The organism is Clostridium beijerinckii, assembly GCF_018223745.1.
Lineage (GTDB): Bacteria > Bacillota > Clostridia > Clostridiales > Clostridiaceae > Clostridium > Clostridium beijerinckii.
This window is the reverse complement of the sequence record NZ_CP073653.1, coordinates 1,091,469-1,114,266: the sequence shown is the minus strand read 5'-3', so window position 1 is coordinate 1,114,266 and position 22,798 is coordinate 1,091,469. Positions and strand designations below refer to the sequence as shown.

Below are 22,798 nucleotides of genomic sequence, written 5' to 3'. Positions count from 1 at the left end.
TATCACTTAAAACTCAGTATTTTCAGTACTTTGATACATCAAAATATCATAAATAAATCCTATCTCTGGTAGATTAATTTTGACATTATATATTTTTTCAATGACACTAAATGAATTTTCTATAGTTTTTATCATATCTTTTTGACACTCTATAAAGTTTTCTAAGTTTGGATATGCATCTATTTCTTCGTGCCTTATCAGTCTTTCTACTAAACAACTTATGTGAACTAATAAAGCAATTTTTTTCTCATTATTTAATTTCTTTTTCATAGCTATTTCTAAGTTATCTAAGCATTCCTCTATATTTCTTAGCAATTTATCTGTGTCTAATATAGTTAATGTATCTATTACCCTTCTTAATGTAAAATTGTGAACTATATTATCATTAATAGTTTTCAAGTCATTTTCATCAGCTATTTTTTGGAGTATACGTCTTAATTGATTTTCCCCTCTTCCAGACATTAAATCTTCTAAGGAAATATAATTAATATGTTTAATTTCCGGATCTGCAGTACCTACTATAGTTAAAACATCATACAATTGGAATAATGCTTCATTCATTCCAAAAGTTTTTAGCCTCTCATAGTCATGTGCTATGACCTTAATCTTAAGTTTTTCTGGGATACTGTCCTGCAATAACTTCTGAAGTTGTAACGCAGTTCCCATCCCAGTAAAACAAGAAGTTACGATTACCTTTTTCTTATTTTCTTCAGGGTATAGAATTTTATAACTTGTTTCATTATGTTCTTTTAGATTTTCCACAAGTTCTTCAAGATAGATTTTATTTTTTAACATTTCACCAACAAATAGCGCCATTTGAGTAGACACATTATTAATAATTACTACTGGACCATTTATATAACTATTTATGCTTTTATATATATCATTTAGCGAACCCATATCAACAAGTATTACCAATCCTTTAGATACATCATTTTCTTCAATAAAATTTATTAACTTTTTTGCTATTTCATCCATTTTTATATCAATAGGCATATCAAAAGCTTCAAACATATTCATTTCTAACATTCTATTTGCTACATTTGCAATACTACTAGCTGTTGCATAACCATGAGCCAAAATTACAGTTTTAGTTCCGTTATTAGATTGCTGAATGTTTAAGCTTTTCAAATAAAAAGATAAAAAAATCTTATCATATATCGTAAACTTAATATCCATCTTGCTCTCAATAAGCTTAATTAATTTAATTGCAATCTCATGTTCTAGCTTATTGTTTTTTAAAATATAGTTATACAAACTATCTCTTAATTTTCTTTGTTCCTCATTCCATTCTAATGAATCTTCACTCTTTATATATAAAAAATATGATATTGCATAAACGCTATTACCATTAAATTTTATATTATAATTTATCTCCATGTATCTAAATATCTCTTGAATACTCGCTGTTATGTATTGAATCATAACATTTTTATTTTCTTCTTTTCTTTCAAATATTAATTTATCAAACAAAGCATATACTTCTTGAAAAACATTAGTCTCAAAATACTCAATGCTTACATTTTTCTTTTGAATATCATTAAAAAAACTCATTATTTGAATATAAGTATTCTTTATTAGTTGCTGCCAATTCCCATCTTTTTTTAATATCATTGGTACAGTAGTATCTGGTAAAATTAATATATATTCACTTTGTTTTATCTTTATATCAGATTTCTTAATTGAGTCTTCCAACAACTCTTCTGGAAAATCCAATACCCCTAACTGTATCATTTCTGAATTTATTTTTTTAGTATAAGATTTAGCACATACATATTTAACTGTGTTTTGCAGTTCACCTATATTCCCTTTAAAGCTATAATTCAACATTAGATCTATAGCCCTATTTGAAATTGAAATCTTTTTATTTAATATTTTCGCTTCTTTTATTAAAAATTGATATATAAATTGAAGTTTTTCATCGGTGCCACGCTTATCTAGATCTGGTATTGAGACTGATATAGGAATTCTTCTTAAAAAAGTTCTCAAAAAATTTTCTGATAGTGATTCTGTTGTAGCAAAAACTAGTCTAACGTTTGCTTTATGCCATCCTGAGCTTTCACCCATTCTTCTAAAAACCCCTTGATCCATAAATGTGAATAACTTCTCTTGTCCTTCCTCGTTTAGTCTATGCACTTCATCTAAAAAGAGTATTCCTCCATCAGCTTCCTTAAGCATCCCTTCTTTTACGCTTTCTGCCCCAGTGAAGGCACCTTTTATATATCCAAAAAGATTTGCCGATAATAATTCAGGGTTATTATAATATTGAGCACAATTAAATACAATAAATGGGGAATCTTTTGATATTACTTGTTTTTCTACCGAATAATTATATATATACTTTGCTAAAAGACTTTTACCAACTCCAGTTGGCCCACTAAGTATAATCGGTAATCCGTTATTAGGATAAAATATAGATGTTTTTATTTGTTCTAACGCTTTTTCTAGACTTCCTTTAAATCCAATTAGCTCTGAAAACTTGTCCTTTTCTTCATCTAATGGTTTTTGAAAAAATAATTCTTCAATGCTATTATATTTGTTGCCTTTTATTCCAAAAAAACACTTTTCAAATTGACTATAATGCAAAAAATAAACAGGTCTTGTATTAATTTTTATTATCTTACCTTCGTCAACCATTTGATTTAAATAATGGCTTACAGTATTTCTCTTAACATCAAACTTCTTTGCAATTTCGCTAGCTGTAAACCTAGAATTATCACCAGCTCTTCCAAAGTAGCATGTTTGCTCTTCCAAATATCCCATTATATAGTCTAACAACATATTTATCACCCTTATATATTATTTTTGAGAAATGAAACAAGAGTATATAAATAAAAAACTTTTTTATATTATACTATATTTTTCTACATTAGAACTATATCTTAACTTTATATTTAAATATTTTTACATGACCTGTACTTTCCTTTTTTATAACTTACAAGAAATATATAGTCTCAAGAATAATTAAGTACTCTTTTACAGATATTTCTATATTAAATGCTTCTTCCATTGGTTTTAATATTTCTCTAACAAAATTATATTTATCTTTATTCTCATCTAACATTTTCTCACTATACTTACGATATATAATTTTTTCGCCACTCAACATACGCTCTATTACACATGCAATGTGTAATATTAACCCTATTAATGCAGAACTATTAAGTTCAACTTTATTATTTACAAGACGTATGTAAAAGCTCCTAAAACACTCGATATACTTATATGAATCTATATTTACATTTTCTCCAATTACTTCTCTCATATCATATATCTCTTCTATTAGACTTAATCGTGATTTTAGTAGTTCTACTTTTTTCTTATCAAAAATATCTGATGTTGATATATACAACAAAGACTCATCATCTGGTTTTACTGCACTTACCACTGCCAATATATCCTTTTCTGCCTTTATTTTTTGTATATTATGATTGAATTTTTTCTTGTTTACTATGTCTATATTAAGTATGTCGATGTCATTGCTAGTGATTTCTAGTTTCTTTTCCACAATTGGCTTGAGTTTTATAGCAGTTCCTTGTCCTGTGATGCAAGCTGTTATAATTACTTTCTTTTTAAGTGTTGAATTTATACTAAAATTATCTGCATAACTTCGCACTATATGTGGATTCAAATTTATGCAGCAATCATAAATTTCCTCCAATGAGGCTTTTAATGTTGCTTTTCTTGTAGCTTCAAGAACAATAGGTGTAGACACCATTTCTATTGTTTTTACCGGTACCTTTGTCTTTTCGTAAATCATATCACCAAATAAAACAAGAGATCCCATATCTACTAACAGCAATACTCCTCTACCTTTATCTATTTCTTTTACTATTTCTGTTAAATTCTCTAGTGCAGTCTCTGGTTTCTGATCCAATGGCATATCATAGCCTATAGCATATTTCTCACCCAAAAGTCTATTAGCTACATCAGCCATTGAACTTGCTGTATACTCTCCGTGCATAGCAACAATAATTCCAACACTACTCTCATTTTCATAATCCTCTTTATCTATACATAAAAACATAGTTATAAATCCAACTTCATCTTCTGGAATTCTAATATGAAATGTGCTTTCAACTTTTTCTTTCAAATCATACGAAATTTCATATTCCCTGGAATGCATCTTTTTAATATCTTCAAGCTGATGATTTTTAATTTCTTTTCCATTTAAAATTCTTTCAACTGTACTTGCTACATGCATTGATAGTCCATATAAAATTTTACTATCAAACTGCATTAACAATTTTTCACTAGCCTTATTTAAAAATTCACTAACTAGATCTACAATTTTTCTATCAACTACTTTATATAATTCTTCTAAACTATCCTTATCTATATTCAGTATATATTTTTTAAAATACGTATCTATATCAAGACTCATTATAAGTTTTATGTCCTTTTCACTTATTCCATTAGACTCCAAAAGTTTTCTTTTTTCTTCTAATGCTCCATAAAAATCAACTATTTTTATATCTTCTTCTTCTCTTACATTATTTTCATCCAAACAAAACTTTATAACATCTTGATTTACAAACCTATCAATTTCACTTCTTTTCTCTTTATACTTAAATAATCCGCTAAGTACATACTGAGGCAAGTATTGACTATGAATGCATATATTCTTATCTCTTTTCATCATATTCTCAAGAAAAGCTTTTGAGCAGCTTAGTTTTATATCGCTTTTGAGTTGCCCAATATTATTAGAACAATTGTATAGTAAAAATGCTTTTAGCGCATTTGCTGTAATACTTATGCTCTGCTTAATGCAACTCACTTCTATCTTTAAAAAGTTTTTAATAAGTTCGTATCTTTCTTCTATAGTCCTATCTTTTAATGCTGGTAACCGTATAATCATAGGAATCCTTCTAGTAAATGTTTTCAATAATGCCGATTCAACATTTTCAGTAGTAGCACATATTATAAGTAGTTTAACTTTATACTCTTCCTCAGAATCTCCAAGTCTCCTATATATGCCCTTATCAATTATAGAAAATAGCATTTCTTGACCTTCCGATGGTAATCTATGAACCTCATCCAAAAATAATATTCCTTCATTAGCTTTTTCAACTAATCCTATGGTATCTCTGCTAGCACCAGTATATGCCCCTTTCTTAACACCAAAGATGTGACTCACTAGTAGCTGTGGATTATTTGCATAATCTGCACAGTTAAATGAAATAAATGGCGCATTGGCTTTTATTTTGCCAATTTCTTTAGCATACTTATACATAACTTCTGCAAACATTGATTTTCCTGTACCAGTTTCCCCTAAAAGAAGAGTATGAAGTCCATTGGGAGGATATATTATAGCAGCTCTGGCCTGTTGTGATGCGTTTTTCAGACTGAAGCTAGTTCCAATGATGTTATCAAAAGCATCTTTTAAAACTTTTTCTGTGCCTTGCCCTATCTGAATATCCTCCTCCTTTATTTTATATAGTACCGGCTTCTTCAATATCTTTTCTATTTTTCCATCTCTATAAAGTTTATTTAAATCACTAGATACGTTTGTCCTTTGAATATTCATTATTAATGAAATTTCTGTAGCTGAAAAACCGTTGATGCATCTACGTTCATTATATTCCTTACTACACAGATCCCTTAGAACTTTATAAATATTATCAATCCTTCTCATTGCTTTTCCCCTCATATCCTATTCGTATAACTCTCTTAACGTTAACACTCTAGGTACGTAAATTAAATTTAAATATCTTTAACTAATAAGCTTATTATACATGATTTACCATAGAATTTGAATAAACATATCAAAGAGTGGATTATTCAAGTTTTATTAAATAACCCACTCCATTTTTACTATTTGCTGTTTTTACTTATTATACATTGCATGCTATTTCTTTTTCTTTAAACTTTTCTTCATACATTTTAATAAGTTCACAGATAAGATCTTTAGCTAAAGATGCAGTCATTAAATGATCTTCTGCATGCATCAGTAATAAAGATAATTCTTGTTTATTACCTGCGGCCTCTTCTTGAATTAAGCCAGTCTGTATATTGTGAACTAATGAAAGTTCTTCTTTAGCTTGTTTCATACATAGATTGACTTTATCAAACTCACCATTTCTAGCTAAATTTAAAGCCTCAAAACAAGCTGATCGTGAATTACCTGCGTGACTAATTATAGTGAAAACTATTTCTTCTAATTCCATATTCATTTTAAATCCTCCATTATTTATCCATTAAGTTTAGTGCAAGTTCTAGAACACTTTTTCCATCTATTCTTCCATAAAGTTGTACTGGTATGCAGGCATAAGGCTTACCTTTTTCATCAACTATTTCTTTAACCCATTTTTCTTTATATTTAACTTGAGGCCCAAGTAAAAATACATCATAATCATCAACATTTTCATCCAAATCTTCTACTGGTTCAGCATTAATAACTAAGTCCTTGTGACCTATTTCCTCTGCATATTTTTGCATTTTTGTTACTAGCAAACTTGTTGACATACCTGCTGCACACATTAATAATATCTTCATGCTAAATTCCTCCTAAATTTCATTCTATAAATATTTTTCTAATTAATACACTAAGCTTGTACTGTATTTAAATTTTCTTCTTTCCCTTCAATTTCTAATTGTTGTTTTTCAGCAAATTTAAAGAATGGGTAGTAAATTATTGCTGCTATAACCATTTCTACAGCAGACCAAACTGCTGCTCTCCAATCTCCACCAGTTGCAATAAATGGTCCTATAATAGGGGGCATTGTCCACGGAACCATAGCTACTGGTCTACCAATTATGTCAAAATACATCATAAAATAAGACAAAGTAGTAAGTACTAAAGGTACCACTGTAAATGGAACTAGAATAACTGGATTTAAAACTACTGGAAAACCAAATATGACTGGCTCGTTTATTTCAAAACATGCAGATGGAAATGAAACCTTTCCAAGTGATTTATAAAGTTTGCTCTTTGAACGGATCATTAATAAAACTAAACAAAGAGTTGCACCTGTTCCTCCTACATTAACAAACAATGAGTAAAATCCTGATGCTGTAATGTATGGAATCTTTTCATGTGCTATAAAAGCTGCTGTATTAACAGTTAAAAATTGAATATATATTGGATCTGCTATACCTTCAAGCGTCATGTCTCCATGAATACCTGCTGACCAAAGTAATGTAACTAATGCGCTATATATTAATATTCCCGGAAGAGTATTAAGGGCAAAAACAACTGGACTAAATATCATAGTAATAAAATCAGTTATATTAAATCCTATAACTACTCTTATTAGCCAAACTGTAATCATAACTACAAGAGCTGGTATTAACGCAATAAATGAATTTCCAACTGCTGGCGGAACTCCCTCTGGTAATTTAATAACAATATTTCTCTTTACGAAAAATCTTAATACTTCTACTGCAAACATACAAACTATTATAGCAGTGAAAAGTCCTTCTGCTCCAAATTTACTAGTATCTAATTGAAAATCCTCTGTCACTTGTGTAAGTAAAAATGCTACAAAAGATATTACTGATCCTGTAATTGGATCTAATTTATAGCTTTTAGCTAAGTGATATCCTATTCCAAGGGCTGCTAAAACGCCTAGAACTCCAAATGATGAATTTACAACTACATTCATCTTTGGGCCAAGCTCTCCAATATAATCTGCCCACCAATCAAATGGAAGGTTACCTAAAATAAGAAATATACTTCCTACAATAATGAATGGAATTGTAATAGCTAATCCATTACGAATTGCCATTAGATGCCTTTGATTACCGACTTTAACTAATGGTGGTATCATCTTTTCTTGAAAAAAATCCATAAATCTTTCCATAATTTCTTCTCCTCCATAATTTTTTCGTTCTGTTAAGCTGCATAAACATCTTTCAATTCTATTTAAGTAGTAATCGCAAGCTTGCTAAGTATTGAATATCTCTGCTAAAGTATTAAATAATAGAACTGAAGAAAACAAACATAAAAATTTTCTATCTTACGATAAGTTATATAAAACTAATTTTAATAAACATTATATTCAAACAATGTATTATGAAAAATGAAATCCATAACTTTTGCATAATATTATTAATACTCAAAAATGAAAATAATTAAATCACATAATTATTTCAGCATACTAAAGTAATCGTTTTTATATGTTACAGTATAATTTTAATATTTATAAATGTATAAGACAAATATAATTGAATTATTGTTTATTATTACTATCACAATATAAATTTTCACTCAATATATAGGCAAAAGATTACGTTTATTTTTTATAAAATACAAGAGATTTGAGGTTTATGGTAAATAACTAAGTTTGTTTATTAAATTTATGCTTAAGTAGGATTAAACTAAAATTATATAATCGCTAAATAGTAAAATTTCTATGAAGTATTAAATTATTTCTTCTAGCAACTCACAGAATGAATTTATTTTTACATAGAATTATATAAGCAATTACCATGCCAATACTCTAAAATACTGATAAAACTCAGACTTAATTGATTCAGTATAAAATCAATACACATTTTACAGTTTTCTAAAGATATAATACACGTATGTGTATTATATCTTTTCTACATTTCGTTTTTCATAACTAAAAGGCTTAAAATACTGCCATATATAATTAAACGCCAGTATTATGCCATTAATTGATTACGTAGCCTACTAACGCTTTGAATATAAATTTGTTATCACAACATATATGCATACAAAATTAATATTTAAAAGTGCAAAAATCTGTATAAACTAAAAAACAATATTAATACTTGTCCATATTAATACTGTTTTTTATCTTTATTTATATAATTTTATTGCATAGCTAAAAATCTAATTACTATCCTGTTTACATTAATTTTAGTAGCTATCACAAATTAGTATAAGAAAAACCTGTTCTTAAACCATTAATTAATACTAATAAACATCACCATCTATATTGAAAGTATCTCCATAAACTGTAAAATTAAAGTCTGGTTTCAAATCTACATTACCTGCTTTTAATAATTTTCTGTATGCATTAACTCTATCCGAACCTTCTGGATCATCATCTTTAAGGAATGCATATCTATAATCCATTACACTAGAAAGAAATTTATTTTCATCTATACCATCCTTAGGTAATCCACCTAACTTTTTCTTAGCCGAATTAATATATTCTTTTGCTCCATCTTCTCCATGATTTACACACATATCATATATAAATGCTAAAGTTAGTTGATGTTTAGCGCCAATGGAAGTTGCTAGAGATACTGCTGGTTTCCAATACATTTCATCAAGTTCATATAATTGAGCTTTCTTAAATAATGAATCATTACATGCCTTTACATCTTTTATAAAATTATCTAGGCCTTTAATATCATCATTTTTTCCATCCTCATCATGTTCTTCCTTGTCTATTCTATCTAATGCTGGAATATACTTTGCCAAATTATTATTGGGATTTAGCTTAGTATAATAATGTATTAATATATTTCCATCGTAAGTTCCTGTAGTAAATCCTATACATCCAAATGTAATTCCTCGTCCATCAAATGAGCCAAGCTTCTCTGCATAATTATAAACAAACTTTGTTTTACTATTTTCACATACAGTCGTTAACTGAAGGTCCACTGCTTTTTGTTCAGAATTTGCAGTAATGGCTAATGCTGCTGAAGAGAATGAGAGACACATAGTCAAAGATACTGCTAAAGTAACTAATTTTCGTAAATTTTTCATATAAAAATTCCCCCTAATAATTATTTTATCTCAATTATATATAAAGCAAATATTATGCCAATTATAAAATACAAATAATGTATATTGAAAACAGATGCTTTATAGATAAATAATACATATTATTTAATGTGTATTCTAAAAATACATGTACAATACACATAAATGTATTAATTACATAATATGTAAATCGCATATAATCTTAAAAAGTAAAAGCTTTGTATTGAATTACTTGATCCTTTTAAATATTAATAATTCAATACAAAGCTTAATTATTATGAGAATATAATTTTCTAATCTTCAAGGATAGCAGCTACAATACTTGAATTTTTCAACATAAAGTTTTTTTATCTAAAATTAAAACATTATCGTAACGTTAACACTTTTGTTTACATATAATAATTCATGGTAATAGTTCAAGAATATATATCTTAAGATAAAATAATATTATGGAGGAAAACAAATGACTAAAATATATGAAGGAGACGCTATAAATCAATATACTGGCGTAAAACCAACTGAATTAATGCAGGAATCATCAAATCTTTTATTTAGAGTTCCTGTATTCCTAAGCCATCCAAGTAGATTGAATTCTATTCAACAAGAATTTGTTGATGCTATAATATCTAAAATAAGAGAGGCTTTATTATTTCCACGTACCCTACCAGTAACCGAACAATATCCCGAAACTCCATTAACAAATATCAGAAGAATGATGCTATCTAGTTATGGATTTATTTCACTTAATCTTAATCAACGACAGGTATATATAATTCAAAATAATCTTGGTCAACCTCAAAATCAGTTTGCTCTTGAGGGTAGTCCTTTTGCTCAAATTGAACCAGCTATGGCTTATCAATACGGTCTTCCTATTCTTCTTATAAGAGAAGCTGGAGTAGAACAAAGTGGGATTTGGTCATTTGGTATAGGTCCATTTCTAATTTTGGAGTGGGATCCTACAAGGCCACTTGAAGATTTCTTTACAAGCAATGCGTGGCTAGAAATATTTCAAAATTGGATATCACAGGTAAGAAACGGATTTTATCTTCAAACTCAACCTGAATTTAAATATTCTTGTAATAACACTGATGTAAGGTAAATTAAAAATATTTCTTAGTTTTTATACTCCATCTAAAAGATATAAAAAAGCTGTTACATCACAAAGAAATTCTTTATGTAACAGCTTAACTTTTCTTTTAACTGACATTAAAGTACTTTTTAAACACGATTCTTAATTGTTCATTATAATCCTTATTAAGCCTCCAAAACTTCCACACGCTAAAAATCCCCATGATAATTTAATCTATCATGGGGATTAAACAAATACTAGTAATATCTGAATTAACAAAATCAACATATATTAATTAATATCTATTTGCTTCTTATTATTCTTCCTCTAAAATTTCTTCTACTTCCTCTACACTAAGCCCTGTGGCTTCTGCAATTTCATCAATTTCTTCAAAGCCCATTAAATCACGAGCTAATGAAATCATAAGCTTTTTCACATTTTCTTCAACACTTGGTGGAAGCTCAGACATATCAGTTAAATTTTCTGTTAAATCAAAATATTCTTCTCCATAAGACTCGTCTTCTTCTCCTTGTTCAAAAAGTCTTCTTTTCTTAGCCTTTTCTCTATCAAACTCATTAAGGTATACTAACTTACTATTGTTTACTTCTAAGTCTTCATCTGAAAATACTGTTATACCTTCATTCTCCAATAAAAGAGCTGTAATTCCTTTGCCTTCTATCTTATTACCTGTAAAAGTACCATCATAGACAAAGTTAGCTCCACATGAAGGACTTCCTTCTTTTAATATAGCTTTTGTGGCTCCAAGTTCTTTCGCAATTTTTAATGTTTCATATGCACCATCTATAAATTGCTTAGTAAAATCCTCACCTTTATTACTTAATGCTTTTCCATTCCCATCTAACACTTCACTTGCTGCACTATTTAGCTCAACAGGATTTCTTGGAGTTGGTAATCCGCCTAATTGTTCTGGACAAACTAGAACCGCTCTTCCTTCTCTAAATAATTTTAAACATCTATCATTTAGATTATTTTTACCACTATATTTACAATTAACTCCACACAAGCATGCACTTATTATGTACATATTATCACCTCTTATCTAACGTACACTTAACACTATAAAACAAAAACTTAAGAGAAATTTAATTATAGCTTTACTTAATTATACATTAATATTTGTATAATATTCTTACTAACAATAATTTTAATGATATTTTTAACTTAAATAAGTAAAAATATTAGGTATATGAAAAAAATAACTACCCCTTAAGTTCTACCATAGTAACTCCGTCTCCACCTTCACCATATGCACCTAGCCTATATGATTTTACATGTGGATGTCTCTTAAGCATATCATTTATTGCTTTACGAAGTACTCCAGTTCCTTTACCATGAACTATTGTTACTTCCCCTAAATTAGCCATATATGCATCATCTAAATATTTATCTGCTTTGTAGCACGCTTCTTCTGCATCTAATCCCCTTAAGTCTACTCTAGATTCTACATTACTTAGATTAAGCTTTACTTCTCTTTTTCTTCTTACTTTTTCTTCTTTGGTAACTTGAGTTTTTCTTAAATCTTTAAGCTTAACATTTACTTTCATTATTCCAGCTTCAACTTGAACTTCGCCTCTGTTATCTGGCATAGAAACAATAATTACTTTTTGATTTAATGAAGGCAGGTAAGCTTCCATTCCAAGAGTTACATTAGTTATAGATTCCCCCTCATTTTCCTTCATCTTGTGAATTCCTTTTTCTCTTTCTTCTAAACTATCTTTAAGTTTCTTCCTCTCTTCTTCAAGTCTTTGCCTTCCGCCACCTGCTATTCCAAGCTTTTCAAGCTCTCTCATAGCTTTTAAAATATCATCAGCTTCATCTTTAGCATTTGCAATTATCTCTTTAGCCTCACGTCTAGCATCCATATAAGCTTTTTCCCTAGTATTTTCTAATTTTTCAAGCTTTTCTTCATACTTCTTTTTAAGATCTTCTGCTTGATCTCTAAGTATCTTAGCTTCCCTTGCTTCTTTTTTAGCTATTATACTTTTTTCTTGAAGTTCCCTGATTAGATTTTCAAATTGAAGATTTTCCTCGGACATATATTCTTTTGCGCGTTTAATGACACCTTCTACAAGTCCTAATCTCTTAGAAATCTCAAAGGCATTTGATTTACCTGGAACACCAATTAATAATCTATAAGTTGGCCTCAAGGTTTCTATATCAAATTCAACAGAAGCATTTTCTACACCATCTGTTTTTAATGCATAAGCTTTAAGTTCACTATAGTGAGTTGTTGCGATTAGCTTTGCGCCTCTATTTCTTAAAGTTTCTAATATTGATACTGCAAGAGCTGCTCCTTCTGCTGGATCTGTACCTGCACCAAGCTCATCAAATAAAGCTAAAGACTTGTCATCTACATGCTTCATGATATTAACTATATTAGTCATATGAGATGAGAAAGTAGACAAGCTTTGTTCAATACTTTGTTCATCACCTATATCTGCAAATATTTCTTTAAAGAAGGCTATAGATGAGTTATCTCTAGCAGGAATTAATAATCCGCTTAATCCCATAATATGAAGCAAACCAACAGTTTTTATTGTAACTGTCTTACCGCCGGTATTTGGTCCTGTTATCATCAAGGTTTGAAATTCTTCCCCTAGATATATATCTGATGGCACAACTTTATCGCTTTCTATTAATGGATGCCTTCCAGAGAATATGCTAAATGCTCCATCTTCTCTAACTATAGGCTTTACAGCATTTAATGCAGATGCATATCTTCCTTTTGCAAATATAAAGTCAAACTCAACAAGTACCTTTAGGTTACTTAAACATGAATCTCCATTAATTTTAACTTTCAATGAAAGATCAGAAAGTATCCTCTCTATTTCAGCTTTTTCTTTTAAAAACAACTCTCTTATTTCATTGTTTAAATTTACTAGACTCATAGGCTCTATAAAAAAAGTTGCTCCAGTTGAACTTTGATCGTGTACAAGTCCTGGAACTTGACTTTTATATTCTGATTTTACAGGAAGCACATATCTATCGCCTCTCATAGTATATAAATCATCCTGTAAGTATTTTGAATTACTTCTAACAATAGAACTTATTTTTTCCCTAACTGAAGAATTCTTTTCTTTTAAGCTTCGTCTGATATTATAAAGAGTTTGGCTAGCTTTATCACTAATTTCATCCTCTGATACTATAGCTCTTTCTATTTCGTCTTCTAATGCTTTTACTGGAGCTAATATGTAAGCTAAGTCTTCAAGTTTTGGATATGACTTTTCAACTTCTTCTCTTTTAAAGAATTCCTTCATATTTCTCGTAGCTTTAAGCATTCCACCAACTTTTAATAATTGTCCTGGTGATAAGGTTCCTCCCTTTTTAGCTCTTTCTATACCTTCATGTATATCAGCTAATCCTTCAAGTGGTGGATTCCCCTTTGATATTAAGATTTCAAGAGCCTCGTTTGTCTCTTCTAACTTATTATTTATTTCATATAAATTATCATAAGGCTCAAGAGCCTCAACTTTTACTTTAGCAGCATTTGTTCTTGCATATTTTTTAATTTTTTCTTTTATCTTATTAAACTCTAAAATTCTTAGAGATCTTTCATTCATTATCCCACATCCTAACAATCAATCGATCAATCAATAATTGACAGCATATAAGAGATAACTAAAACTTTATACTTATAAAACTTAAAATACTCTCTTTCTAATAAGTTTCAAAGTAATTTTCACCTTAATTATCAATTACAAACCGTCAACTATTCCTTGGTATTATTCTACTCCACGTTTATAGTGGCCCTTAGTATATTTATTATTTTCATTTTTTGCTTTACGAGTAATTTGATTTAAAACATCTTTTACTTCATCATAACTTTCATCTTTAAAGTCTACTCTAAAATTTGAAATATTAAAAGACTTAAGTTCTTCCATTTCATCAATTAAATTTGTAGATATTGAATTTAAAATATAACTTCTACAGCTATTATCACCCAAAACAGTAAAACTTTCGTTCATTCTATCTATTAACTTAAAGTTGTCCTTCATACACACACCACTACATTCTTTTTTAGATGACTTATTGCCAAAAGTACTTCCCATAGGACAATATTCACTAATCATAAGCTCAGTTTTTCCATAAATATTTATTCCCATGTTGCAGTTAGTGTGCTTCATTAATTCTTTTATTTCTTTTCGATTTAGTTCAAGACTTAAGAATGGAATGTCAACGTCTTGCGCATAAAATCCAGCCGCTTCTTTATTAAATATATTTAACTTATAATCTCCTATTATAAATAGTTTATCTTTATAGATTTTTATTATTCCAGCATTAGATGTAATTATTCCCTTTATATAAGATTTTAGTTCATCTATTATCTTTACTATGCTATTAAATTCCTGCTTAATAATACTTGGAACTTTTAAATATATATTTTTATCTTTTGAAGTTTCATATAAATTCTTTAAATCATTTTTATTCAACGCATGTTTTTGCCTGCTGAAAAATATATCTAACGCTATATTTTGAGCCTTATCATCCTCAAGTAGTGCCTTTAGTTGATCTTTTGTAATACAACTATAAATATAGCCTAAGTTTTCCTGACATTTTGCATTATATTCTTTAATAGTTCCTTCTGTTCTTTTCCTTCTATATGAACTTATTTCTTCTTTTAAAATCTTTTCAAATAATTCTCTTCTTAGATTATTTATAGATGAAATTCTTATAAATCCATCGTCAAAAACATCAAAAATTATCTTATCAAATTTATATGGAATTTCTCCTGATTTTCTTAAGGCTTCCTCTACTCTTTCTCTTGTTAATGGTTTATTCGTTGCTTCTTCAACCATTTCTCCATAAACTCTATATTCTTTTTTATTGTATTTTGCTTTAATACAAAGAGGTGCATTAACTTTAAATTCAATCTCTCCAGTTAAATTTATCTTCCTTTTATAAGGTTTTAAATCATCATTTAACTCATCATAAAGTTTTTTATCAGACATCTTATATAGCTTATAACCTTTTTTGTATCCCCCAGTTGGAAATAATTTTACTGTTTCACCCTTAAAAGCTTCCTTAACTTCATTATTATTATTTAAAATTTTACTTAAAGTAAATCCATCGTCATTAAACCTTATACCATCACCCAAAGATACACTTGATTCTAGTTTAACTTCTCCACTGTTAGACACCTGACCTATATATACACCAGTATTTTTAGGGTAATTATAACTCATCATATCTTTTCCTACATTTTTATATAGATATGCTTTAGCAAAACCTTCTCTATTAAATAGCTGTGCTAATTCTTGTCTTCCCCTTTGTAAATCAAACTTTGTATTTACTAATACCTTATCAATAGCTTTTCTATAATTCCTTGTAACTCCAGCAACATATTCTGGCTTTTTCATTCTTCCTTCAACTTTTAATGACGAAGTTCCACTCTTTATAATGGCGTCCATATCATCAATAAAACATGTATCCTTAGGACTTAAAAGATAAGCCTTTCTTTCTCCAAAATTTTCACCCTTTAAGGTATACTGCATTCTACAAGGTTGTGCACACCTTCCTCTATTTCCGCTTCTTCCGCCAATCATAGAACTCATTAAGCACTGTCCTGAATAACATACACACAAAGCACCATGCACAAATATTTCTGTCTCAATTCCTAAGTCTTTTGAAATATACTTAATTTCATCTACTGTAAGCTCTCTAGATAAAACTATTCTCTGCATTCCTTTTTCTCTAAAATATAAGGCTCCCTCTGCATTATGAATTGTCATTTGTGTAGATGCATGAAGTTCAAAATCAGGATACACATCTCTTATTAATTTTACTAGCCCTAAATCTTGTATTATTATTGCATCTACTCCAATTTCATAAAGGTATCCTGCATATTTTAAAGCTTCCTTTAATTCACTTTGTTTTAAAATTGTATTTATAGTTACATATACTTTTACATTATAGCTATGAGCATAATCAACAGCCTTCATCATTGTTTCATTATCAAAATTTGATGCATAAGCTCTAGCTGAAAATTTATTTCCACCAAGATATATTGCATCTGCTCCATTATTTATAGCAGCAATTAAACTCTCCATGCTTCCTGCTGGAGCCAGTAATTCTATCTTATTCATATTTCTCCTTCATTGATTATCTTTTCTTTTTTACAATAGGACCTACTTGTTCTTTTTTAGCTCTTGCAATTTCTATTTCTTTGTTTATTATTTCTGCTTGTAGCTCAAATAACCTATTGTGAAAAGTTCTTGCTTCTTGATTAAGTTTATCATTTTCATTAGCTAATTCTTCTTTTTCTTTAGCTAGTGTTGACATCTTTCCTTGTAAATCATCTATTGATACCTTACTTGTATTCAAATCTTTTTCCTTAGCTTCTATTTCTCTTTTTAATTTTAGGAAAATCCCTTCTTTATCTTCCAATTCCTTTTCTAATCTAGCTAAAGCTCTCTCTCTACTTGCTAATTCTTCTTTAATTCTTCTTAAGTCATTTTCTTTACACTCTAATGTATTGCTTACTTCCTCAATCTCTTTTACCTTAATGTTAACTTCTACTTCTTTTTCTTCATGAACTTCTTTAAGTTCACCTTTTAGCTTTTCATTATCATTTCTTGTTATTTTTAATTCCCCTTCTAATCTTTCTTTTTCTCTATCAGAATTCTCTATTTCTTGTGATAATTTATCGTTAGTATCATTGATATTTTTAATTTCATTATTTAAAATATCTTGTTTTTTATTTAATTTATTAATTTCGCTTACTAAAGTATCCTTTTCTTCATTTAATAAATCAATTTGACTTACTAACCCTTCATTTTCTTTATTCAGCTTGCTCAATTTTTGCTTACATTCCGTAATCTCTTTTTCTGATTCTTCAAATAGATCATTAAGCTGTTTATTAAGATCAGCTTTTTCCATATTATTATCTTGAATTTCTTTTGTTAATTTAACAGCATTATCTTTTTCAAGTTTTAAACTATCATTTAATTCCTGCTCTCTTTCAAGTAATTTTTTAATTTTTTTATTTAATTCTTCTTCACTTAGTAACAATTCTGTAATTTTATTTTTTAGTATTTCTTTTTCTTCTCTAGCTTTAGAAGTTATTGCATTATTAGTCGTAATTTGATTTTCTAACTTTTCCTTATACTCCGCAAGTTCTTTAGCACATTTATGATGCTCCTCATTTAATTTTTCTAAATTTGCTTTACATGAGGTATATTCTTTGTTTATAACCTCTTTATTACTAATTTCATATTTTAAGTTTTCGCTTGCTTTTTTTAATTCCTTACACACATTATTATAATCAGCTTCTAGCGAGATATTCTTTTCTTGTAATAGAAGCATCTTATTTTCTAAATTTAACTTAGTTTGAGTAAGTTCTTTTATTTGCTTATCTAACTCAAAATTTACAGCAGTCATTTCGTTTAGTTGTTCAGTCACCATATCTTTTTCTTTGCTAACTTTAGTAAGTTCGCTAGTTAAACTACTTACTTGTTCATTAGCTTGTTGCACTTGCTTATCTAATCTATGCTCTTTGTTTTTGGCCTCATCTATCTTCTTATAAAGAATCTTGCTCTTCTCTTTATAGTCGGAAATATCTTTTGTTAAGGCTTCATTACTATTCTTATTTCTCTTATTCTCATCAGTTATTAATTTATTTTCTTTTTTCAGCTTTTCATTTTCAATTTTCAGTTTATTAATTTCATCACTTAATGAACTAAATTTTACTTCTACATTATTATATTTCCCATGTAGTTCTTCTTCTTTCTTCTGAAAATTATTTTGAAGTTCTGATTTTTCTCTATTTATATTTTCTAATTGCAAGCTAAGCTCGTCTACTTTCTTCTTTAACGAAGAATTTTCACCACTAATGGCTTCTTTTATTTTAATTGCTTTATCTAATTCTAAATCACACTCGTAAAGTTCATCAGCTATATTCACCGCCGCTAAAACAGAAGCATCTGTTGTACTAAAACTAGCTTTCTTAGACAGAATTTCTTTAATTCTTGTATCAACAAAATTTGCTACCCCAAGCAAATATTTTTCGTCTTTTTCCCCTTTTAAGTTATAATTCATACCATTTATATTAACTGTTACCCTAATCATAATAATAGCACCTCGTAAAATTCTTTATTACTTCTAATTATATGGTATATTCACTAATAAAACAATTATGTTAGGTTAACTGAACCTTGAATTCTTGCACTTTTTCTTTAAATTTACGAAAAACAACCTATATCTATTCAATTGCTAAAAAAGTTTTCGTACTTCTTAAATTTTATGCTATACTTATTTTGATTATTTTATTGTTTAATTGTATAAAAATGATTAATATTACTTTATTGTGTTAATCATTCTTATATATAACTAGAATTGGGCGGTGAGTGAAATTAATATTAAATCTATTTTAAGCATATTACTATCAAAAATTACTGCGTTTTCTGCAAAACACATTGTAAAAGGTGGAAGTAATTTTCCTGGTAAGATAGCTTTAAAAATTGATAAATCAATCTTAAAACATGTTAGTAATGGATACAAGGTGATTCTAGTTACTGGAACTAACGGAAAAACAACAACTACAAGCATGATTTATAATATCCTAAAGGAAAATAAATTACACGTTATAACAAATAGCACTGGAGCCAATTTATACCCAGGTATCGTAGCTTGTTTTGTTTCCAACTATTCTTTTTTTAAGAAAAAAGAAAATCCTTATGCGGTAATAGAAGTTGATGAGGCTAATGTAAAATTCATTACAGAACATATAACCCCTGAAATAATAACTGTAACTAATTTATTTAGGGATCAGCTAGATAGATATGGAGAGGTTTATACAACTCTAGTTAAAATTTTAGAAGGTGTGACTAAAGTTCCTGAGTCAAAACTAGTTTTGAATGGTGATGAATCTTTACTCGGAAAGTTAGATATAAAAAATCCAGTAGTATATTATGGTTTTAATACACCTATTAAAGAAGATACTACATTGGAAATAAATGCTGATGCAAAGTTCTGTAAGTTCTGTAAGGCACCTTATTCATATAATCTAGTTACTTATAATCACTTAGGCGATTTTTACTGTCCTGAATGTGGTTACAAGCGTTCTGAACTTGCTTATGCTGTAAATAAAATTTTTGATTTAACACCTGAAAACTCTTCTGTATTAATTAATGACACTGAAGTTTTCATAAGCCAATCAGGTGCTTATAATATTTACAACGCCTTATGTGCATTTGCCATTTCAAAAGAACTTGGAATAGAAGACTCAGTAATTAAAGCTTCTCTTCAAAATCAAAGTTCAAGCTTTGGCAGACAAGAGCAAATATCTATTGATAATAAAGATGTACAAATTATATTAGTAAAAAATCCAGCTGGATATAACCAAGCTTTAGACACCCTTGCTCTTAATACGAGTGAATTTTCAGCAGTTTTCATGTTAAATGATAATTACGCTGACGGACGTGATGTCTCTTGGATTTGGGATGTAGACTTCGAAAAAATATCTAGTTTAAAAATAGAAGATATTTTTGTATCAGGAATTAGAATGTATGATATGGCAGTAAGATTAAAGGTTGCTGGATTAAATGTAGATAAATTTATTTTAAAAGAAGATTATGAAGAGCTTACAGATAAAATTAAGGAATCTGCATCTAAAAAAATATATATATTAGCAACTTATACTGCAATGATTAATTATAGAAAATATCTTCATTCAAAAGGTTATATAAAAAAACTTTGGTAAGATAAGGAGAATACTATTATGGAATTAACTATTTGTCATTTATATCCGGATTTACTAAATGTATATGGTGACGTAGGTAATGTACTCATTTTAAAACATAGAGCAGCCCTTAGAGGAATTGATGTAGATATAATAAATACTTCAATAGGTGAAAACATAGATAAAGACAATGTGGACATCATCTTCTTCGGTGGTGGCCAAGACTATGAACAGTCTATAGTCTCTAATGATTTAAATGAGATAAAGAAAGATGCTTTAACAAGTTATATTGAAGATGGCAAAGTTATGCTAGCTATATGCGGCGGATATCAATTATTAGGTAAATACTACACTGCTCCAAATGGAGAAAAAATAGATGGACTTGGTATTTTAAATCTATATACCGAAGGCGGGGATACTAGATTTATTGGAAATACAGAAATATTTAACGAAGAATTTAATGAAACTTATGTTGGATTTGAAAATCATTCTGGTAGAACATATATAAATGACCATACTCCCCTTGGAAAATGCATTCACGGATATGGCAATAATGGTGAAGATGGATATGAAGGATGTATCTATAAAAATACATTTGGTTCGTATTTTCATGGCTCTTTTCTTTCAAAAAATCCAGAATTTGCAGATAGGCTTCTAACATTAGCTTTGAAGAACAAATACGGAGAAGATGTAAAATTAGAAAACTTGAATGATAATTTCGAATTAAAAGCAAAAAATTCTATAATACAAAGACTAAAGTAAATATTACAAAATTGTAAATTCTCATATATTGTTTGTAACTTTTTACATAACATTTATTGTTATAGCATTACATAAATGTTATACTTAAAATGTTTTATTATACTTAAGGCATGTTAAAAAAGATTATTATTTTATATATGTTTAAAAGAAGTGGAGAGATTTGACTTGAAAAAAAATTTAATTTTAAAAGCATTTGCATTAACCCTTTCTCTTTCTTTATTTAGTCCATTAAGTATGGCAAGTTATGCAGCAAGCAATTCTGCAAAACCTAATACTGAAACTTCATCAGAGAACTTACCAAACATTAAAGCTGAAGCTGCTTTAACTATGGATTTAGAAACAGGAGAGATAATTTATTGCAAGGATGCTGACAGCAAGAGATATCCTGCTAGTACAACAAAACTTTTAACTGGCTTATTATTAGCTGAAAGCAAAGACAAAGCAGATCAGCTTGAATATACTAAATCTGCAAAGGAACAACCTGAATACTCTTTAAATTTAAATTATATGCATAATACTATGCAGCCTGGTGACAAAGTAACTGCCGATGATATAATGAAGGGCTTACTACTTTTTTCTGGTAATGATACTGCATATGTAATAGCAGACAATATTTCCGGAGATGTTAAATCATTTGCTGAATTAATGAATAAAAAAGCAAAAGAACTTGGAGCTAATAATAGTAACTTTGTTACTCCTAATGGACTTCATGATCCAAATCATTACACTACAGCATATGACCTTTCAATGATCATGAAGGCAGCTTTTGCAAATCCTTGGGAAAGAGAAACAATGGAACTTGAAAAAGCTCCTATAAATTTAAAAAATTCTAGAATAATTTTAGAAAATAGAAACTTAACACTTGGTAAAAATGGTAACCTTGCTGGTAAAACTGGTACAACTAATGAAGCTGGCGGTTGTTTAGCGACTGTTTATGATAGAGATGGGCGTCAGTTAATTGGTATTGTTCTTAAAAGTAGACAAATTGATAATGCAGATATGACAAAATTTAATGATATGGATGCTATTATGGATTATAGCTATGGTGCTAAAAAAGAAGTTTATAAATCAAATGGTGAAAGTGTTGGAACCGCTGATGTAAAATATAAACCATTTATATTATTTGGGCCTACAAAAACTATCTCTGTTCCAATTAAATTGACTCAAGATGTGAACTATTATAAAAATGCTATAAACGATTCTGAATCTCAGATTACTTATAAAGGAACAGATTCTACTGCATGGAGTTTACTATTCAATAAAAATACTAAACTTACTTATAGTACAAGAAATCATTCTGAAGAAGTTACAGGTTCAGTTGATATTTCACTAGGTTCAATAATTAAAGATAATTTAATTATCTACATTTCTACTTTAGTAGGTTTGGCTATTATCGTAACTCTTATTGCTCTTATTAAAAATGCTGCATCTAATTCAAGACGCAAGAATAAAAATTACTATAGCCGTTCTAACAGAAGAAGAAGATAATTAAATAACTTTACTTAATTTCTATAATATATCTTAAGCATCTTCAAAAATAGGTTGTATTCTTCCTAGGTATTTGAAGATGCTTTTATTTAAGGAGTAATTA

General features: G+C 28.7%; 14 protein-coding genes. 4 read left to right on the top strand and 10 right to left on the bottom strand.

The genetic code is table 11. The features are described from left to right. Positions 1-6: 6 nt before the first annotated feature. From KEC93_RS05150 to KEC93_RS05125, 6 genes are all read right to left on the bottom strand, one after another. Positions 7-2,763 (bottom strand): sigma-54-dependent transcriptional regulator, encoded by a 2,757-nt coding sequence (locus KEC93_RS05150; RefSeq protein WP_242997587.1) that lies wholly within the window; start codon positions 2,761-2,763, stop codon positions 7-9. Positions 2,764-2,935: 172 nt separating this feature from the next. Next, positions 2,936-5,635, bottom strand: coding sequence for a sigma-54-dependent transcriptional regulator (locus KEC93_RS05145; protein ID WP_011968296.1), 2,700 nt, complete (start codon positions 5,633-5,635; stop codon positions 2,936-2,938). A 199-nt stretch (positions 5,636-5,834) separates the two neighbouring features. Beyond that, entirely contained in the window at positions 5,835-6,173 is a 339-nt protein-coding gene (locus tag KEC93_RS05140; protein ID WP_077868365.1) for a PTS lactose/cellobiose transporter subunit IIA, read from the bottom strand. 13 nt (positions 6,174-6,186) lie between these two features. Beyond that, positions 6,187-6,495 (bottom strand): PTS sugar transporter subunit IIB, encoded by a 309-nt coding sequence (locus KEC93_RS05135; RefSeq protein WP_011968294.1) that lies wholly within the window; start codon positions 6,493-6,495, stop codon positions 6,187-6,189. A gap of 50 nt (positions 6,496-6,545) precedes the next feature. Next, positions 6,546-7,802, bottom strand: a complete 1,257-nt coding sequence (locus KEC93_RS05130; protein WP_011968293.1) for a PTS sugar transporter subunit IIC — start codon at positions 7,800-7,802, stop codon at positions 6,546-6,548. 1,079 nt (positions 7,803-8,881) lie between these two features. After that, entirely contained in the window at positions 8,882-9,682 is an 801-nt protein-coding gene (locus KEC93_RS05125; protein WP_011968292.1) for a chitosanase, read from the bottom strand. A 460-nt stretch (positions 9,683-10,142) separates the two neighbouring features. Between KEC93_RS05125 and KEC93_RS05120 the strand changes: the two genes are divergently transcribed. Further along, the gene (locus KEC93_RS05120) at positions 10,143-10,778 is read left to right on the top strand and encodes a hypothetical protein (protein ID WP_011968291.1); all 636 of its coding nucleotides are present in this window, start codon (positions 10,143-10,145) and stop codon (positions 10,776-10,778) included. A 286-nt stretch (positions 10,779-11,064) separates the two neighbouring features. On the opposite strand, the gene KEC93_RS05115 is transcribed toward KEC93_RS05120, so the two are convergent. From KEC93_RS05115 to zapA, 4 genes are all read right to left on the bottom strand, one after another. After that, positions 11,065-11,793 (bottom strand): 2-thiouracil desulfurase family protein, encoded by a 729-nt coding sequence (locus KEC93_RS05115; RefSeq protein WP_077868366.1) that lies wholly within the window; start codon positions 11,791-11,793, stop codon positions 11,065-11,067. A 175-nt stretch (positions 11,794-11,968) separates the two neighbouring features. Next, a complete protein-coding gene (locus KEC93_RS05110) occupies positions 11,969-14,329 on the bottom strand; it encodes an endonuclease MutS2 (RefSeq protein ID WP_077868367.1) in 2,361 nt (786 codons plus the stop codon). 162 nt (positions 14,330-14,491) lie between these two features. Then, a complete protein-coding gene (locus KEC93_RS05105; protein WP_077868368.1) occupies positions 14,492-16,852 on the bottom strand; it encodes a U32 family peptidase in 2,361 nt (786 codons plus the stop codon). 16 nt (positions 16,853-16,868) lie between these two features. Continuing rightward, complete coding sequence (gene zapA, locus KEC93_RS05100) at positions 16,869-18,833, bottom strand: cell division protein ZapA (RefSeq protein WP_039773905.1); 1,965 nt, start codon at positions 18,831-18,833, stop codon at positions 16,869-16,871. A gap of 274 nt (positions 18,834-19,107) precedes the next feature. Between zapA and KEC93_RS05095 the strand changes: the two genes are divergently transcribed. The 3 genes from KEC93_RS05095 (at position 19,108) to KEC93_RS05085 (ending at position 22,695) form a co-directional block, all read left to right on the top strand. Then, a complete protein-coding gene (locus KEC93_RS05095; protein WP_039773906.1) occupies positions 19,108-20,466 on the top strand; it encodes a Mur ligase family protein in 1,359 nt (452 codons plus the stop codon). Positions 20,467-20,484: 18 nt separating this feature from the next. Then, positions 20,485-21,207: a type 1 glutamine amidotransferase gene (locus tag KEC93_RS05090; RefSeq protein ID WP_011968285.1), complete on the top strand. Its 723-nt coding sequence runs from the start codon at positions 20,485-20,487 to the stop codon at positions 21,205-21,207. A 165-nt stretch (positions 21,208-21,372) separates the two neighbouring features. Beyond that, entirely contained in the window at positions 21,373-22,695 is a 1,323-nt protein-coding gene (locus tag KEC93_RS05085) for a D-alanyl-D-alanine carboxypeptidase family protein (RefSeq protein WP_023975281.1), read from the top strand. Positions 22,696-22,798: the final 103 nt, after the last annotated feature.

What these genes read in the sequence shown, in the direction of transcription:
- KEC93_RS05110 (WP_077868367.1), bottom strand. Translation starts at nt 14,329, where the DNA reads ATGAATGAAAGATCTCTAAGAATTTTAGAGTTTAATAAGATAAAAGAA.
- KEC93_RS05130 (WP_011968293.1), bottom strand. Translation starts at nt 7,802, where the DNA reads ATGGAAAGATTTATGGATTTTTTTCAAGAAAAGATGATACCACCATTA.
- KEC93_RS05090 (WP_011968285.1), top strand. Translation starts at nt 20,485, where the DNA reads ATGGAATTAACTATTTGTCATTTATATCCGGATTTACTAAATGTATAT.
- KEC93_RS05145 (WP_011968296.1), bottom strand. Translation starts at nt 5,635, where the DNA reads ATGAGAAGGATTGATAATATTTATAAAGTTCTAAGGGATCTGTGTAGT.
- KEC93_RS05150 (WP_242997587.1), bottom strand. Translation starts at nt 2,763, where the DNA reads ATGGGATATTTGGAAGAGCAAACATGCTACTTTGGAAGAGCTGGTGAT.
- KEC93_RS05125 (WP_011968292.1), bottom strand. Translation starts at nt 9,682, where the DNA reads ATGAAAAATTTACGAAAATTAGTTACTTTAGCAGTATCTTTGACTATG.
- KEC93_RS05140 (WP_077868365.1), bottom strand. Translation starts at nt 6,173, where the DNA reads ATGAATATGGAATTAGAAGAAATAGTTTTCACTATAATTAGTCACGCA.
- KEC93_RS05115 (WP_077868366.1), bottom strand. Translation starts at nt 11,793, where the DNA reads ATGTACATAATAAGTGCATGCTTGTGTGGAGTTAATTGTAAATATAGT.
- KEC93_RS05120 (WP_011968291.1), top strand. Translation starts at nt 10,143, where the DNA reads ATGACTAAAATATATGAAGGAGACGCTATAAATCAATATACTGGCGTA.
- KEC93_RS05105 (WP_077868368.1), bottom strand. Translation starts at nt 16,852, where the DNA reads ATGAATAAGATAGAATTACTGGCTCCAGCAGGAAGCATGGAGAGTTTA.
- zapA (WP_039773905.1), bottom strand. Translation starts at nt 18,833, where the DNA reads ATGATTAGGGTAACAGTTAATATAAATGGTATGAATTATAACTTAAAA.
- KEC93_RS05135 (WP_011968294.1), bottom strand. Translation starts at nt 6,495, where the DNA reads ATGAAGATATTATTAATGTGTGCAGCAGGTATGTCAACAAGTTTGCTA.